7 protein-coding genes and 4 pseudogenes are annotated in these 14,480 nt (G+C 68.6%); 6 read left to right on the top strand and 5 right to left on the bottom strand.

The window, feature by feature from the left end:
• The 4 genes and pseudogenes from IE096_RS30745 to IE096_RS30730 all read right to left on the bottom strand — a co-directional run.
• Positions 1–1,202 (bottom strand): IS110 family RNA-guided transposase (locus IE096_RS30745; protein ID WP_189457315.1); only part of this gene is annotated, 1,202 nt, incomplete at its 3' end.
• Positions 1,203–1,878: 676 nt separating this feature from the next.
• Positions 1,879–2,637 (bottom strand): annotated as a pseudogene (locus IE096_RS30740) (IS5 family transposase); the annotation flags it as partial.
• A 72-nt stretch (positions 2,638–2,709) separates the two neighbouring features.
• Positions 2,710–3,129: a RacP protein gene (locus IE096_RS30735; RefSeq protein ID WP_189457313.1), complete on the bottom strand. Its 420-nt coding sequence runs from the start codon at positions 3,127–3,129 to the stop codon at positions 2,710–2,712.
• Positions 3,130–3,131: 2 nt separating this feature from the next.
• Positions 3,132–4,133: pseudogene (locus IE096_RS30730) on the bottom strand (DUF6192 family protein).
• Between the two features lie 2,199 nt (positions 4,134–6,332).
• Here IE096_RS30730 and IE096_RS32225 point away from each other — a divergent pair.
• The 3 genes and pseudogenes from IE096_RS32225 to IE096_RS30715 all read left to right on the top strand — a co-directional run.
• Positions 6,333–6,509: pseudogene (locus IE096_RS32225) on the top strand (hypothetical protein); the annotation flags it as partial.
• Between the two features lie 240 nt (positions 6,510–6,749).
• Positions 6,750–7,379 carry an SMI1/KNR4 family protein gene (locus tag IE096_RS30720; RefSeq protein ID WP_189457311.1) on the top strand — a complete coding sequence of 210 codons (630 nt, stop codon included), beginning with the start codon at positions 6,750–6,752 and terminating at the stop codon, positions 7,377–7,379.
• 213 nt (positions 7,380–7,592) lie between these two features.
• Positions 7,593–8,090: a hypothetical protein gene (locus IE096_RS30715; RefSeq protein ID WP_189457308.1), complete on the top strand. Its 498-nt coding sequence runs from the start codon at positions 7,593–7,595 to the stop codon at positions 8,088–8,090.
• An 8-nt stretch (positions 8,091–8,098) separates the two neighbouring features.
• Here IE096_RS30715 and IE096_RS30710 read toward each other — a convergent pair whose 3' ends face one another.
• The gene (locus IE096_RS30710; RefSeq protein ID WP_229820748.1) at positions 8,099–9,697 is read right to left on the bottom strand and encodes an ISL3 family transposase; all 1,599 of its coding nucleotides are present in this window, start codon (positions 9,695–9,697) and stop codon (positions 8,099–8,101) included.
• 2,298 nt (positions 9,698–11,995) lie between these two features.
• On the opposite strand from IE096_RS30710, the gene IE096_RS30705 reads away from it, so the two are divergent.
• The 3 genes and pseudogenes from IE096_RS30705 to IE096_RS30695 all read left to right on the top strand — a co-directional run bounded on the left by IE096_RS30705 (position 11,996) and on the right by IE096_RS30695 (position 14,461).
• A complete protein-coding gene (locus IE096_RS30705) occupies positions 11,996–12,310 on the top strand; it encodes a hypothetical protein (protein WP_189457307.1) in 315 nt (104 codons plus the stop codon).
• A gap of 44 nt (positions 12,311–12,354) precedes the next feature.
• Positions 12,355–12,758: pseudogene (locus IE096_RS30700) on the top strand (nucleotidyl transferase AbiEii/AbiGii toxin family protein); the annotation flags it as partial.
• A 1,364-nt stretch (positions 12,759–14,122) separates the two neighbouring features.
• Positions 14,123–14,461 (top strand): ATP-binding protein, encoded by a 339-nt coding sequence (locus IE096_RS30695; RefSeq protein ID WP_308430404.1) that lies wholly within the window; start codon positions 14,123–14,125, stop codon positions 14,459–14,461.
• Positions 14,462–14,480: the final 19 nt, after the last annotated feature.

The raw sequence follows: 14,480 nt of genomic DNA, 5'->3' as shown, positions 1-14,480 counted from the left end.
GGGAAGGCGGTGTGTTCGTCGAACAGTTCGCGGTCCTGGAGACAGTGGTAGAGCTGGCCGATCAAGCGGTTGAAGAGGTTGCGCTGGGCTGAGGCATGCCAGTCTCCGTGATCACGGCGACGCCGGTAGTGGGCCTTGGCGCCGGGTGAAGCGGTGATCGAGGAGAAGGCCCAGAGGTAGCCAACGGCGTTGAGTCGGTCGTTCTTCACCCACCGTCTGGTGATGGACGACTTCTTGCCGGAGGCTCGGGTGATGGGTGAGGACCCGGCGTATGCCTTGAGACCACGGGCGTCAGCGAACCGAGTGCGGTCGTCTCCGACCTCGGCGAGCACCCGGGCGCCGAGCTGGGTGCCGAGGCCGGGGAAGCTGAGGATGATCTCAGCGTCCGGGTGCTGAGGGAACGCGTCCTCCACCGCCTCGGCGAGCTGGTCGGCGGCCGTGCAAGCTGCCTCCAGCTGGTTGAGGAGGGCGAGCATCTGCTTGCCGAGGGCTTCCTCGACAAGTGCAGGTTGGTGGGCCCAGTCCGCCCGGAAGATCTCACGGAGCCGCTCGACTTCGGCCTCGATCCCGCGCTGGCGGCCGGCCCGCCTCAGCGCGGCTTGGAGCTGGGTGCGGGTGAGTCGGGCTGCTCGCGTCGGGGTGGGGGCGGTCTTGAGGAGCTCCTGTGCCTCGCGCCGGCACAGGCCGTTGCGCCAGGACTCGAAGGCGGCCAGTGCGGAGGGATAGTACTCGCGCAGCAGGGATCGGAGCTGGTTGGAGACCTGCTGTCGGTTCCAGGTGGCGTCCTGCTGGGCGCGGGCGAGGACGGCGATCGCCCGCGCCAGGTCGGAGTCGTTCGGGAGCGGGCGGTGCGCATGCATGTCCGTGCGCAGGATGTTCGCCAGGACCAGGGCGTCGCCGGGGTCGGACTTCTTGCGCGAGACGGAGTGGCGATCGCGGTAGCGGGCGGCCGCCATCGGGTTGATCGCGAACACCTGCCGATTGCCGGTCCGCAGCACGGCGACCAGCAGGCCGCGGGAGGTCTCGATCGCGACCGGGATCGGGGCTTCCTCGGTGTCGCCGTACTCGGCGAGCAGATCGAGCAAGATCTTGTAGCCAGTGGCGTCGTCGGTGATGTGCCGCTTGGCCAGGAGCTGGCCGGTGTCGTTGACCAGGGCGACGTCGTGCGTCTTCTCCGCCCAGTCGATGCCGCAGTAGATCAAGGTCCCTCCCGTAATGCTATGCGTTTGTGCTGGTCACGAGCTCGTACGGAACCACGCAGCGACCTAATCCCAGGACTCGGCATTGAGGCCGGTCCGCCACCTCAGCAGCTGTTCGTGGCACCAGCTCACCTCACGGGCCTCGGTCTATGCGGGAGCTCGGACGGGCTCGGGCGAAGCAAGAGGTCACCGTGCGGCGGGCTCGCACCACCAACACCAACGAGTGATCAAGAGCGCAGTGCTTGACGGTGGCAGCTACGAGGGCGTCGGGCACCGCCGCTCTGGGCCAAGGCGTCAGAACCGGGTGATAAGAAGGCGTCCGCCCGGCGCCCACGAAGCCGCCACGATCAAAGTGGTGGCGGCCGGAGAGGCACCGAGACCCGCGCGATCTCCGTGGAGGCATCGCGTGCCCTGCTTACGGAAGACGTCGCCTCGGCACCCACCGACTGCCACAGGCACCAGGACCGCCCGCCGCTCCATGGGAAGGCATCGACCCGCCCGGATTGGACTAGGCGTGACGGTCCGGGTGTTCGAACGGTGCAGATCACGTACGCGGTCCGGACCGTTGCTACCTCCGGATTAGGCATCGACCCGCCCGGATTGGACTAGGCGTGACGGTCCGGGTGTTCGAACGGTGCAGATCACGTACGCGGTCCGGACCGTTGCTACCTCCGGATTAGGTGATCAGGGTCTCGGAGTGCTGGATGAGCCGTTCGTAGTCGCGAGCATGCCGGCGGGCGTGCATCATCCACGCGAGTGACCTCTCGACGACCCAGCGGCGGGGAAGTACGACGAAGCCGGAGGTGTCCTTGGGGCGGCTGACCGGTTTGATGGTGAGGTTGAGGTGCTGTTTTGCCCAGTCGACGAGTTTGCCGGCGTAGGCGGAGTCGGCCCAGACGATGGTGATCTCGGGGTGCATCAGGCGGAGGCGGAAGAGCACTTCCTTGGCGGCTGCGGCGTCGTGGAGGTCGGCGGGGGTGACCATGACCATGAGGGGCAGGCCGCGGGTGTCCACGACCAGGTGGCGCTTGCGGCCGTTGATTTTCTTGCCCGCGTCGTAGCCGCGGGTGGCCTTGGAGACGGTCTCGGCCGCTTTCACGCTCTGGGAGTCGATCACGGTGGCCACGGCTCGGGGGCCTTTGCCCATGTCGCGGCGGATCCGGCCGGCGAGATGGTCACGGATCTGGCCGACGATCCCGGCCGCTGCCCAGCGGGCCATGAACCCCCAGACCGTGCGCCAGGGTGGGAAATCTGCAGGCAGGGCCCGCCATTTGCAGCCGGTGTCCACGACGTAGCGGATCGCGTCGACGATCTCCCGCCGGGAGTGTTTCTCCGGTCAGCCGCCGCGGCTGGTCTCGCAGGCGGGCTCAGGCAGCAGCGGTTCGAGCAGGGCCCATTCCGCGTTCGTGGTGTCGGAGGGATAGCGACGCTGACGCATGGCGGCGGGCTCCCTCCGAGTCGGGTGCCGAGGGGACGCCCGGCCGGAGACCTGGCGTCCCCTCTGTGGTGGTCAGGCTGAGACGACGAGGTCGAGGGTGGATTCTATGGAGTTGAGCTGGGCGATGATGTGCTTGACCCACTTGTCGCCCGGGCGGGCGGCGGCGTGCGGGGCGACCGTGCCGGTGATGAAGCGGCGGAACTCGGTCAGCTTCTCGGTGAGTACGGCCCGTTCGTATGCCTCCAGCGCGGCGCGTTCGGCGCCGAGCTGGTAGCCGTCGGCCCTGGTCCAGATCAGCGGTGGCCAGCCGTTTTCAGCGATGATGTCGCGCAGGGCGGCCAGCCCTGACCTGACCTGGCTGGGGGACAGCCCACTCGCGCGGGTCAGCTGGGGGAACAGCAGCCCTGCGGGTCTGGCCTCGAACAGCACGAACCGCAGGGTGTCCGCATGCCGCTGGGCGGCTTCGCCCCGGCGCCGTGAGGCGCGGGGCATGGCTATTCGCCCCGCAGCATGCGGGCGAGCGCGTCGTCCATGTCGACCTTGCCGGTGTCGATGGCGGTCTCGATCCAGTCCAGCGTCGCCCGTACCTTGGCGACGTTCTGGTGCACGATCGTGGCCTCGTCCTCGCTCAGGTTGCGGGCTCGCAGGCCCGGGACGGTCCGGCCGGCCGCGGCGACGAACGAGTGGCAGGCGGTGACCAGGTCCAGGAACTCCACCGTCCGGTCGATCTTCTTCACCGCCGGGGCGACGGGGCTGGTGTCCTCGAAGTGGTCGCGGGCTTGCCGGGACCGCTCCACCTGGGCATGGTTGACCTGGAAGCGGGCGGTGTCGTCGCTCATCGCCTTGAACGCGACGTCCGGCCTGCGGAGCAGGTTCCTTGCCGCCGTGGTGGCCACGTGCTCGTCACGGGTGAACTCCTCCACCACCCGGGCCTTGTCCACCGTGGTCACCTTGGCCGTCACTTCAGGCCGCTTCAGGAAGTCGCTGGTCACCACCGCGGCGACCTGGTCGTCCTGAGCCAGCGTGTGGATCGCGGTGATCTTCTCCTTCGGCGTCACCGGGGTCTCGACCCGGTTGCCGACCCGCCGGCTGGCGTCGTCCGGCGTCCACCGGGCTTTGCCCCCAGGCGGTGTGAGGATCGCGTCGAATCGTTCCTGGTCGTCCTCGATGTAGGCCAGGATCCGGTGAACGGTGTAGGAGACGCCCTTCTACCGGCGATCGGCCGGCCAGCGTGAGGATGTCCACCTCGCCGACTTCACCGTGCTGAACTTCAGGCCGATGTCCTCGGCCAGCCGTGTGAGCGTCATGGTCACCGACCACTCGGGGTCCACCGCGTGGTGGCCGCCTGGCTCCCTCATCGGCTCGATCTCCAGGGCGCGGTCCCCGATCGTGAACTGCCCGCGCGTCTGCTGTTCCACCACGTCCCGCAACTCGGCCACGATCTGCTCGTAACGGGACTGGCTGACGTTTCCGACCTTGTCGATCTCCTCCGTCATGGGTCTCACCACCCATGCGGGCCGCAGCACGGAGCTGATGTCCGTGACGTGGACACGGCCCGCTCAGCACCGAGAGTCAGACCGTAAATACGCAGATCACAACGAACGACCGCAAGTGACCGTGCTCTGAACGAAGTTGGACGCAGCATGCGTTCGGGATGCGGTCACTGTGCCCGTTCGCCGAACGTTTCCTTCCGGCGCCTCCAAGCTCTCACCACACACCGGCGCGAGCAGAAGACGGTGTTCGACCGCCGGTCAACGCCAGCCACCCACCGAGCCCCGCACTCGGGACACTCCACCTCGCCCGCACCGCTCAGCGCGGCAGCCGTACGCTTGCGCAACCGCCGGTCCGTACGCCACTGCCTGGCACGACACGCCGCAGAACAGAACAAGGCGTCAGGCCGCGCGCCTAGCTTCAGCCGGTCACCACAAGCCCGACAGATCCTCTCTCCGCCCTGCCCGGTACCCCTGGACACCGCGCCAGCGTAGAACCCAAGGCTACTCAGATCCGGGGATCAGAAACACGCACTCATGGCGAGAGGTCGGGCATCCTGTTCCCCGCGCGTGCGGGGATGGTGCCGTGGCCTGCGCTGCTGAGACGATCGGGGCGAGCTGCTTCCCGCGTGTGTGGAGATCATTCCGAACTGGCGGGTGGGTGTCGCAGGTGCCGGTTGTTGTCCCTTGGAGATCAGTCGGCAGGCGGCCCTGTCTGCGATGCTGAGTCTGTTGTGCTGCTGTCTGGCGGCTGTTCATCACAAGCAGGGGTGGATGTGTCCTGTATGTCTGAGTCGGTGGAAGTGCTGAAAAACAGCTCCGCCTGACTGTAAAGGTGCAGGTCACGGAGTCTGCTCCCCGCGCAGGCGGGGATGGTCCCTGGTCCCGGACCATGACTGGGATAGCGTTCTGCTGCTCCCCGCGCAGGCGGGGATGGTCCACCGGACTGTCTGAACAGCGCCGGGGTGTGGTGCTGCTCCCCGCGCAGGCGGGGATGGCCCCTCTGTACCTCAAGCCGGAGTAGACAACGCACTCTGCTCCCCGCACGCGCGGGGATGAACCCGAGGCCCTGCGCCTGGCCTAGCAGGTGCCGCTCTGTTCCCCGCGCGTGCGGGGATGGACCCCTGGTCATGCTGGCCCGCACCGCCGTCAGCCCCTGCTCCCCGCGCACGCGGGGATGGACCCGGCAGGGCTTGCTCGAAGGCAGTGATCGTCTCCTGCTCCCCGCGCGGGCGGGGATGGTCCCGCCCGTCAGCTCGGCCGGCTGATCGACCGCACCTGCTTCCCGTGCACGCGGGGATGCTCCTCGGGGGCCGGACATGCCGGCTGCATGCATCGCCTGCTCCCCGCGCGCTCGGGGGTGGTCCGGATCAGCTCACGGCGGACGTAGTCGGCCAGCACTGCTTCCCGCGCATGCGGGGATGAACCCAAGGGTGACGCAGAGCCCGAATGGCTGCGTCACTGCTTCCCGCGCTCGCGGGGATGGCCCCTGTGCTCGCGGGGACGGTCCCGGTGGGGTTCCGGGCTCGTCGGCGAAGGTGGACTGCTTCCCGCCTGCGTGGGGGGGCTGTGAAAGAGGGCATGGCTGGAGTGACTTGTGCTGCTCCGTCGGTTGCCTCACGGGTGTCAGCCGGCAAGCGGCGGGGTCTGCGATGCTGAGTCTGTCGTGCTGCCATGCGTCGGCTCTCCAACAACAAGCGAGGATGGACATGCTCCGTATGTCTGGTATGCCTGAGTCGGTGAAAGTGCTCAAAAACAGCTTCGCCTGGTTGTAAAGGTGCAGGTCGCGGAGTCTGCTCCCCGCGCACGCGGGGATGGACCTCGCAAGGGCGGGGTCGGTAAGTCGCTCTTGACCTGCTCCCCGCGCACGCGGGGATGGACCAGATGACGGCCGCCCCTGGTAGGACAGGAACGGCTGCTCCCCGCGCACGCGGGGATGGTCCCTTCCAGACGATCTCCAACCACGAATCGGGAAACTGCTCCCCGCGCAGGCGGGGATGGACCCCTCTGGGACTCCCACGCCAAGGCCGGCGACCCCCTGTTCCCAGCGCTCGTGGGGATGGTCCCCTCCATCCATGAGGCCGGGAAGGTGGGGGTAACTGTTCCCCGCGCTTGTGGGGATGGTCCCGCGATCAGGCCCCCAGAGGGGGCCTGGTCGGCTGTTCCTCGCGTGGGCGGGGATGCGCTGGGTGTCTGGGGTGCCTCATGGGACGTGAGCATCTGCTCCCCGCGCCCTTCCGGTTCGGCGGGCGGGGAATGGGAAGACCGGCACCCGAGGGGGTGCGTGGCGTCCTGTCCCCGGCCCAATACATGGAGTTCGACTGCAGGGGCGCTGAACTCCTCTTCCGGGTCCTGGCCGGGCGCGAGGAGAAGAACAGCGTTGTCATCGCTGCCAACGAGAGCTTGGGCGGCTGGGCCAGGACCTTCACTGACCCCTCTCTGCGCTGCCATCGTCGGCCGACTCGCCTTCGGCGGCGACATCATCGGGGACCGGTACCGGCTCCTGCCGCTTCGCCACTACCCGCGCCCGAGCCGAACAGCAGCAGATGGCCGGCTGGCCCCGCCCGGTGCCCTGCCTGGTCCTCGGTTCGCCGTGTCGGACACGTGCGGCAGGATGGCGTCATGACTCAGCAGACCTTGTCCCGGTCGGAGTCATGGCGCCGGATCGATGCCTGGCTGGCGGTGCACTCAGCTTCCGGCCTTGCAGTGCTCAACCCGCCGGCGACACCGGAGGAGATTGGGAGCGCGGAATGGTTCCTCGGCATCCCGTTGCCCGGTGATCTCGCCGAGTCCCTACGATGCCACAACGGGCTGAGCACCTGGGCGACCCTCCTGCCCGAGCAGGCCCCCCTGTCGGTGAGCGGACTCGTGGACCGATGGCAGACCTGCATGGACGTCGCGACCGAGAGCGAGGGCCTGACCACCGGCCCCTGGGACGACGAGCCCTGGTGGCACCCGCTCTGGGTGCCCTGGGCCGAGAGCGCCGACGGCATGGCACAGGTGATCGACCAGCGTCCCGGCCCAGACGTGGGGCGTCTCGGTTGGGCCGGCCACAGCGGCGGCGACTTCATCGAATCCTGGCCCGGCCTGGCACATTTCCTTCACGCCGTTGCGCAAGCGCTTCGTGACGGTGGAGGCGTCCGCGGTCTGCACTCCTACCTCACCGAGCAGGACGATCTGTGGTGGGACGAGGAGGACTCCCACGAGCTGAACGGTCAGCGGCTGAGGCCGGCCCCGGTTGGACTGTCCTGACGGCCAGCACGGACTCGAACCCAGCCAACCGCTCTTACTTCTCACCCACACCGAGCGACGAACTCAGGGCCTCGCGCTCTCCAAAGTCACCAACAACCGCTTTCACAACTCAGGTTCTGGTCCAACTTCTGTGGAGCAGTCACGCTCTGTAACTTCTCGGGGTTGGAGGGCCCTTCGCGGCTCGTTGACAGACCTGTTTGGGATCATGCCCGCATGGACTTCGACCTCGCCCCACCAAACGGCGTTGGCCCGTTGCGGATCGGTATGAATCGGCAATCGGCCAACGTGGCACTGGACTCGCTCCGCGATCTCTCCGCGGTCTCGACGTCCGACCGGCCGGGGCAGCACATCTTCCGTCCCAGTGGACTGATGATCAGCATCCACTGCACGCGAGACATGCTCGAAGCCATCGAGCTCGGGAGGCCGTCGACTCAGACAGACCGAGTCGTCTTCCGGGGCCTGGACGTGTTCGCGATACCGGCCCGCGAGCTGGTGCAACGCATGGGCGAGCACACCTCGATCGAGGCAGACCCCGACGATCCAGCGTCTTTCGTCGCCTCTGGCCTGCTCCTGAGCTTCTGGCGCCCGTTCGCAGCCGACGACGAGCCAGAGGAAGAGCAGGGCTACTACTTCGGCTCGGTCCTGCTGGCACGGCCTGGCTACTACGACACCCCTGCTCAGGCTGCGGAGCGACTCCAGCAGAGCTCGTGACTGTCTGGTCAGGATGCCAGCAGGACTCGTTTCCGCAGGAGGCCGAAGCCAGCCCGGCCGTACATCTGGCGCTTGATCATTTTGATCCGGTTGACGTGACCTTCGACGACGCCGGAGCTCCACGGCAGTGTCAGGCCCGCGGTGACGGCGGCGAGATCGCGTTCCAGGCCGTTGGCGAAGGTGTGGAGGCTGGGCAAGTCGTCGGCGCGGACCGCCTTGATCCACTGCGGGAGCCGGTCGCCCTGGAGTTCGGTGATCACCCTCCCGAACGTGCGGACGTGACCGGTGAGCGCGTCCAGTTCAGGGCAGTGCGCGAGCACTGACTTCAGCTTGAGTCGCTCGCTCTCCGGCAGGGTGTCGGGGTGGGTCAGGATCCACCCGGCGACGGTCCGCGGCGATGGTGGTCGGGCGGCCGGTGAGGTCGGGGTGGTGCGGAACGGCTGGAGGTAGGCGCGGACGGCTCCGTAGCCGCCGTGGTAGCCGTGCGTCTTGATCTCTTCCCAGAGGGTCCAGGCGTTCGTGCAGCCTTCGGCCCACCGGTCGTTCAGGTACGGCTTGAAGTCGTCGAGCTTGGTCTTGCGGTTCTGCCACTGTCCCTGGAACAGGTCTTCCGGCCTCGCGGCGTCCGCCAGCCGTTGGACGGTGCGGTAGGTCATGCCGAGCTGACGTTGGATCGAGCGTCGGCTGTGGCCGGCGGCCAGCAGCGCGTGGACGGTGGCGTGCTTAGCGCGGGTGCGGTCGGCGAAGCGGTGTCCGGTGGGCCATGGCGAGCCGCCGTCCGCCGGTGTCTGGGCCTCTGACTTCTGCGGGGCCGCCTTGGCGGTGGTCGCGCGCAGGCAGGAACGATGACGGGAGATGCACCGTTCGGCGGCTTCGCCGAGGTTGCGCCAGAGGTGGAAACGGTCGGCAACCTGGACGGCGGTGGGTGCCCCGGTACTGGCGCCTTCTGCGAAGAACGGAGCGCGGTCACGGCAGACGACCTCGATCCCCGGGCGTTCGGCCAGCCAGGCCGCGACCGTGGCCGCCTCGCGATCCGGCAGCAGGTCAATCGGTCGGCGGGTCTCGACGTCGACCAGGACGGTCCCGTAGACACGTCCCTTGCGCATCGCGTACTCGTCGACGCCGACTACCCGCGGGGGCGGCTGCTGAGGCTCCGGGAGCGCATCGACCAGCCGTAGGACCGTGTTACGGCTGGCTCTCGCCCCGAAGGCGTCGGCCAGCCGGGCACCGGCTCGGCCGGCCAGGGCGAGGCCGACCTCGGCCAGCGCTGACCGCATTCGTTCGGTCCGCTGGGTGTGTCGGCGGGTCAGGCCCGTGACCTGCTCGACGAACGTCTGCCGCTCGCATGAGGCGTCGTCGCACGTGAAGCGCCGGACCCGCAGCCGCAGTACCACCCGCCGTCCTGCCACGGGAAGATCGGCGGGAAACCGCAGGTAGGAGCCGTGCACCCGCTCCGACCAGCTCCCGCAGCCCGGGCAGCACGCCTTGGTTGGACGGGATCTGACACCGACCCGGACCACTTCGCCGTCGTCCTGCACCGACACCACCCTGATCTCCGGAGCCGACAGGAAGAGCAGCTCTTCCAGCCGGAGCAGTACCTCGCGCACAGCCCAGAACCATCAGCCCGAACGCCGCCGCCACCGGCCGTTTCCAGACGGTCTCGGGAGGCAGTCACACCACAGAAGTGGATCAGAACCACAACTCACCTACGAAGCCAGCAGCGTGAGGTCCTGCTCCCCGTGCACGCAGGGATGACCCCGGGGCCGGTCTGTGGGCGGCTTCGCAGCGTGCCTGCTCCCCGCGTACGCAGGGATGACCCCTCCCGTGTACCCGGGGCAGCTTGAGCTGCTCCCTGCGGACGCGGGGGATGACCCCGCCATCACCAAGACGGTCGCCGACGGGTGCGGCTGCTCCCCGCGCCCGCGGGGATGACCCCCCGCGCCGCCTGAGCGAGGAGGCGTTCGGTCGCTGCTCCCCGCACGCGGGGGTGGTCTCGATCTGGTGGGCGGGGCGTCGCAGGTGTCGGCTGTTGTCCTGCAGGGATCAGCCAGCAAGTGGCGGTGCCTGCGATGCTGAGTTGGCTGTGCTGTCGTCCGTCGGCTGTCCGTAGCGAGCGGGGGTGGGTATGTTCTGTTTGCCTGAGTCGGTGAAAGTGCTCAAAAACAGCTCCGCTCGGTTGTAAAGGTGCAGGTCGCAAGGTCTGCTCCCCGCGCACGCGGGGATGAACCCCCCGTCCTCGTCGGTCACCAAGGCGTATGCGACCATCCCCGCGTACGCGGGGATGGTCCCCGTGCCGCGCTCGACCGGCTGCTCGGCCCGCTCTGTTCCCCGCGCAGGCGGGGATGGACCCGTGATGACCGGGGCTTCCGACGTGTTCGGGGCTGCTCCCCGCACGCGCGGGGATGGACCCGGCGGCATGGACCTGCACCGGCACGCCCGCGCCTGCTCCCCGCACGCGTGGGGGTGGACCCGACGAAAAGCATGCTGATGGTCCCGAGTCCAGTGGCCAGGCCGAGACGGTGATCCACTGCTCCCCGCATGTGCGGGGATGGTCCCTGCCCGTCCTGCTCGTGACCCTCCAGCAGGGGCTGCTCCCCGCACGCGCGGGGATGGACCCGGATCACCTCTCACACCAACGAAAGAGGATCACTGCTCCCGGCGCGTGCGGGGATGGCCCCCCGGGGTTCTGCAAGCAAGAGGGCGTACAGACCTGTTCCCCGCGCATGCGGGGATGGACCCGCGCGCGAAGAGGAGTTCGCCGAGCTGTCCTGCTGCTCTCCGCGGACGCGGGGCTGGACCCGACGTCTCGCCGAAATCGGGGCGGCAGTGGATCTGCTCCCCGCGCACGCGGGGATGGTCCCAGAGGCATCCCGGCCCAGTCGTGGCCGGCCGCCTGCTCCCCGCGCAGGCGGGGATGGACCGGCGATGGTGAAGCGGTTACCGAGCGCGGTCTCCTGCTCCCGCGCATGCGGGGATGGTCCCTTCGAGATGGCTGGCGCCGTCAAACGGGGCGACCGCTCCTCGCGCACGCGGGGATTGGCCCGAGGGCTTCACCAAGGACGGCCGTCCAGGCTGGCTGTTCCCCGTGCACGCGGGGATGGCCCCACGTGCGCGAGGTCGACGTGGGAGAGGTCGACCTGTTCCCCGCGCACGCGGGGATGAACCCGTCCGCGACGCCGGCATCCAGGTCGTGGCGGTCTGCGCCCCGCGCACGCGGGGATGGACTCCTTGTCCGTGAGGGGGCCTGCGTCCTGTGCCGCCGATGACTGCTCCTCGTGCGTGCGGGGATGGCTCCGGCGAGATGGGCGCTGGCGTGCTCAGTGTTGTCTGTTCCCCGCGCGGGGGCCCGTCGACCGTGACCACCGCTGTGGTGGTGTGGCTCTGCTCCCCGCGCACGCGGGGATGAACCCGCGCTCGCGCCCGTGAAGCCCGTGACGTCGTCGCTGTTGCCCGTGCATGCGGGGATACTCCCGGCGAGGCCGGGAAAAGCTTGGCGGCAAACCGCTGCTTCCCGTGCGTGGCGGGAATGGTTCCTACGGGGCGAACCCCCACATGGCTGGTGCCCACTGCCCCGCACGCGCGGGGATGGTTCCGGCATCCTGCGTAAGGGCTGCATCGACGTAGCCTGCTCCCTCCGTACGCGTGGCTAGGATCTGGCTGGCCTCGAACCCTCGCTCGCGTCGACCTGTTCCCCGTGCGTGCGGGGATGGATGGACCCGAGACGCACCACTGGGCTACCGGCAACTCCGGCCTGTTCCCCGTGCTCGCGGGGATGGACCCAGTCCCGCGCTCTTGAAGACTGTCCAGCCGCCCTGCTCCGCGTGCGCGTGGGGAGGGGTGCGGGGCGGATGGGTTTGCCGTGCTCGGTTCTTCGCTGTTCCCTGTGTGGTGCGTGATAATCGGGTATGGCTCCCTCGTCTGCGTTTGATGCGGTGTCCGCGCTTGAGGTGCTGCGTGCCCGGTATGCCGGTCAGCTGCCGGCGAGTCTGGATGATCTGGCCGGTCCTGTGCGGGGCAGGGTTGATCTGCCATTGCATGTGGTGTGGTCGGGGGTGCGTTCTTTCGATCTGGACAGGCCCCGGCTGCGGATGAGCCTGTACCGCACGGTCCTCGCCGAGGGACTGCGCGAGGACGTGGTCACTTACCTCAACCGTGACCTGCTGCTTGACCAGTGGCCGGTGCTGCGGACCCTGGTCAGCCGGCCGATCCGTGAAGTGTGAGAAGCCCGTTTCCCCGAACTCACCGGCCGGGCCGCGGCTGCCGCATGAAGCTGGATGATCTGCATCGCCGTCTGCTGGCCGACGTCCTTGCCATCGGCACGCCCTACCCTCTGGTCTCATTACCGGCGGCTACGCCATCCAGGCCCACGGGCTGGTCGACCGCGTCAGCCAGGACCTCGATGTGGCCACCGAGAACCCCGCTCCCATGGACGAGATTGTCCGCACTCTCAGCGATGGCCTCATCCAGCGTGGCTGGGCCGTGGCCCAGGTGCGCTCCGACCCCCTGTCCGGGCGCCTCATCGCTACCGACCCCGCTACCGGTGCCCACTGCGAGGTCGACATTCTCAAGGAAGCGTTCTGGGCTCCGCCCCGCACCACCGAGTACGGCCCGGTCCTCGCGCTCGACGATGTCATCGGCACCAAAGTCCGCGCCCTGGCCGACCGCGGGATGGACCCCGAGGCCGTATCGCAGGACGCATCGCCGGGCTTCTGCTCCCTGCGTACGCGCGGGGATGGTCCCAACTGGGCCCCGCGAAACAGCACCACCGACTGCTGATCCCTGCACCGTGCGGGGATGGACCCCTCGGCTCCGCCCCGGGCCTCGACTGCTCCCTTGCGCGCGGGGATGGACCCGGGCCCGCGAACAGCGCGCCGCAGAGCTCCCCCTGCTCCCCGCACTCGGGGATGGGCCCACGCAGCCGGTAAATGTGGGAAGCACCGATGCCTGCTCTCCGCGCACGCGGGCATGGACCCGCCCCTCACGACCCTGGTAAGGCATAGAAGGCTGCTCCCCGTGCATGCGGGGATGGGCACCCAGCGGCCCGCGGTAGCGGGGGCAGGGGGCCCCGCTTCCCGCACGCGCGGGGATGGACCCACCGAAGTGCCCCTCGACCGCGGCAGCGGCCTCTGCTCCCTGCGTACGCGGGGATGGTCCCGCCAAGGTGGGAGGGCACTGCATCGTGCACGTGCTGCTCCCCGCCCACGCGGGGATGGTCCCATGCAGTCAGGGACCGGCCGGAGCCAGAAGCACTGCCCCTCGTGCGCGCGGGGATGGCCTCGAACTGGTGGGTGGGGTGGGTGTCCGGGTGTCGGCTGTTGTCTCCCAGGGATCGGCCGGCATGTGGTTGTGTCTGTGATGCCGAGTCTGTTGTGCTGCTGCCTGTCGGCTCTTCGTGGCAAGCAAGGGGGTGTATGTGTTCCATATGTCCGAGTCGGTGAAAGTGCTCAAGAACGGCTTCGCCCGGCTGTAAAGGTGCAGGTCACGGAGTCTGCCCCCCGCACGCGCGGGGATGGTCCCCGGCGCCTCTACACGCGTGAGCAGGTCGAGGGCTGCTCCCCGCACGCGCGGGGATGGTCCCTAAAAAATTGAGCGGAAGAAACTTGCGGCAATCTGCTCCCCGCACGCGCGGGGATGGCCCCGTCTACTTCGGCGGCATGAACATGCTCTCGTTCTGCTCCCCGCACGTGCGGGGATGGACGTACCCCGACGTCTCGGGCTCTGACGGTGAGTCGCTGCTCCCCGCGTGCGCGGGGAACGCCGCCGGTCAACTGGCACGTGCTGCTCCTCGCGCACGCGGGGATGGCCCCCGGCACCTCACGACCAAGACCACCACACCAGTCTGCTCCCCGCGCACACGGGGATGGTCCCTCCTGCTTCAGCGGCCCCGGGGTCTTTCCAGCTGCTCCCCGTGCATGTGGGGATGGACCTCATCCGGACATTGTCGACTCGATTCTCGAGGTCTGCTCTCCGCGCATGCGGGTATGGTCCCCACAGGGCCCGCTGGGCGTCGTGGGGGGTGAGCTGTTCCCCGCGTGTGCGGGGTGACCCCACCTCACCGAGGGGCACGTGCCCGGCATCGTGCTGCTCCCCGCGTGTGCAAGGTCGGTCTTCTCTGCCTGGGCGAGTTGGGGTTTATGAACCTGGACAAGAAGGGTGCGAGGTTGCTGTTCCGGATTTTCACTGAGCGTGAGGAATGCAAGGCGACCGCGGTCGCCACGGATTCCCTGTTCGCCGAGTGGGACAAGCCCTTCGGTGGCCCCCGTCTCTGCGTGGCTGTGGCCGGCCGGGTCACGTTCCGCTGCACCCTCATCCAGACGGGCACCGAGTCGTGCCGTTTCCGCGTCACCGAAGCGGAACGGTGCAAACCCTGATGATCCCACCGGTCTTGCG

The sequence above is a fragment of the Streptomyces abikoensis genome, from assembly GCF_014648775.1.
GTDB classification, from domain to species: Bacteria; Actinomycetota; Actinomycetes; order Streptomycetales; family Streptomycetaceae; genus Streptomyces; species Streptomyces abikoensis.
This window is presented reverse-complemented; position numbering and strand designations above follow the sequence as displayed.